The organism is Pseudonocardia ammonioxydans, assembly GCF_900115005.1.
Taxonomy (GTDB): Bacteria; Actinomycetota; Actinomycetes; order Mycobacteriales; family Pseudonocardiaceae; genus Pseudonocardia; species Pseudonocardia ammonioxydans.
Map to the genome: position 1 here is coordinate 1 of NZ_FOUY01000146.1, position 1718 is coordinate 1718.

Annotated in this window: 2 protein-coding genes; both read right to left on the bottom strand. The window is 69.7% G+C overall.

The window, feature by feature from the left end:
* Positions 1 to 191: 191 nt before the first annotated feature.
* Entirely contained in the window at positions 192 to 530 is a 339-nt protein-coding gene (locus BM093_RS36480) for a hypothetical protein (RefSeq protein ID WP_177238903.1), read from the bottom strand.
* Positions 531 to 743: 213 nt separating this feature from the next.
* Positions 744 to 1682: a cation diffusion facilitator family transporter gene (locus tag BM093_RS34770; RefSeq protein WP_093357713.1), complete on the bottom strand. Its 939-nt coding sequence runs from the start codon at positions 1680 to 1682 to the stop codon at positions 744 to 746.
* Positions 1683 to 1718 lie beyond the last annotated feature (36 nt).

The following is a 1718-nucleotide window of genomic DNA, read 5'->3' on the forward strand; positions in this document are numbered from 1 at the left end:
CGCGACACCGCGACACCGCGACACCGCGACACCGCGACACCGCGACATTCGCGGAAGCGCAACCTGTATGTCGTGGGCGATGCGGTGCGTCTGTGACATGGCGTGGGTGGTCGGGACATCGCAGGCGCTGGTCTCCCACCACGCCTGGCAGCTCCGCGCCGTCGGCGCCTCCCGGCGCGGCGGCCGAATAATCATGTACCGGCTGACCGAGCGCTGCCGCAGCGTGCTGTCTGTTCGGTGCTGCTGCGGCGGGCAATGAGGAACCCCGAGAGATCGGCTGCGACCCGCCCGCAAGCGAGAACCGCGAGCACGATGAACACCGACAGCACGACCTGGATCCCGCTCGTTCTGGGTGGGACGGCGTGGTGGGCTGCTGCGCTGCCCGAGACCGGGATGAGCGTGGTGGCCCAGGCGCCGGCGACGTGCAGCGAAGGCTGCGCCAAGGCCGCGACGGAGATCAGGTCGGCGAGCCCACGCTGGCGCGGCCGTCCCGATGGCGGTCGCGGCGCCGGAACCGGCCGGATCGCCACCCTGGTCACCGTCCGGGTGGGCTGTTGCGATCCCACCCTCGACACGGGCCGTACACCGGCTGCGACGACGCGGAGACCGGTCATCGCGGCGGGGCGAATGGTCGGCGGACCGAACGGGCGCGGTTCGTGCCCGGACGGCACCGACGACCTGTGAGCACGGCTGCGGCCACCGTGTCAGCCACTCGAATCGGGCGTTGAACCGAGGGTCGGGTCTCAGGCCTTATCGGTGCCCACCCGCGGGGCGCCGCGCGAACCGGCGGCACCGTCGTCGTGGGTGATCGGCTCGACTTGCACGGTGCACCGGGTGACACCCACCTCGGACAGGACCGAGCGGGCCTCGTCCAATACGGGGTGGATGCGGTCGTCGGAGCTGACCAGCACGTGCACGCTCGCGGCCTCGACACCGGACGTGATCGTCCAGATGTGCAGTTCGTGGACGTCGGCGACACCGTCGAGCGACCGGAGCCGACTCTCCACACCGGCGACGTCGATCTCGGGCGGGGCGACCTCCATCAGGATCCGCAACGCGTGCCGCATCAGCACGTAGGTCCGGGGCACGATGAACAGCCCGATCACCGCCGCGATGATGGTGTCGGCGTAGACCCACCCGGTCAGCCAGACGACCAGGGCGGCCACGATGACGCCGACCGAACCGAGCATGTCGGCCATGACCTCGAGGTAGGCACCCTTGACGTTGAGGCTCTCGCGGGCACCCGCTGCCAGCAGACGCAGGCTGATCAGGTTCACCACCAGTCCGAACACTGCGGTGATCAGCACCGGGATACCGGCGACCTCGGTCGGGTCGGCCAGGCGCTGGATCGCTTCCACGAAGACGTAGGCAGCGGCGGCGAAGAGCAACATACCGTTGATGACGGCGGCGAGGACTTCGAGCCGGTAGTTGCCGAACGTGCGTTGGGTCGCGCCGGGGCGGTTGGCCAACACCACGGCGGCCAGCGCCAGCCCCAGGCCCAGCGCATCGGTTCCCATGTGCGCTGCATCGGACAGCAGCGCCAGCGATCCGGAACTGATGCCGACGACGATCTGTACCACCATGTAGGCGGCGGTGAGCGCCAACGCGGCACCCAAACGCCGGATGTACGCGCGTCCGGCACTCGCCGCCCCTGCGACGCCGTGCCCGTGGCCGTGCCCCATCGCAAACTCCCATCAGCACATGCGAATGTGTGCATG

What these genes read in the sequence shown, in the direction of transcription:
- BM093_RS34770 (WP_093357713.1), bottom strand. Translation starts at nt 1,682, where the DNA reads ATGGGGCACGGCCACGGGCACGGCGTCGCAGGGGCGGCGAGTGCCGGA.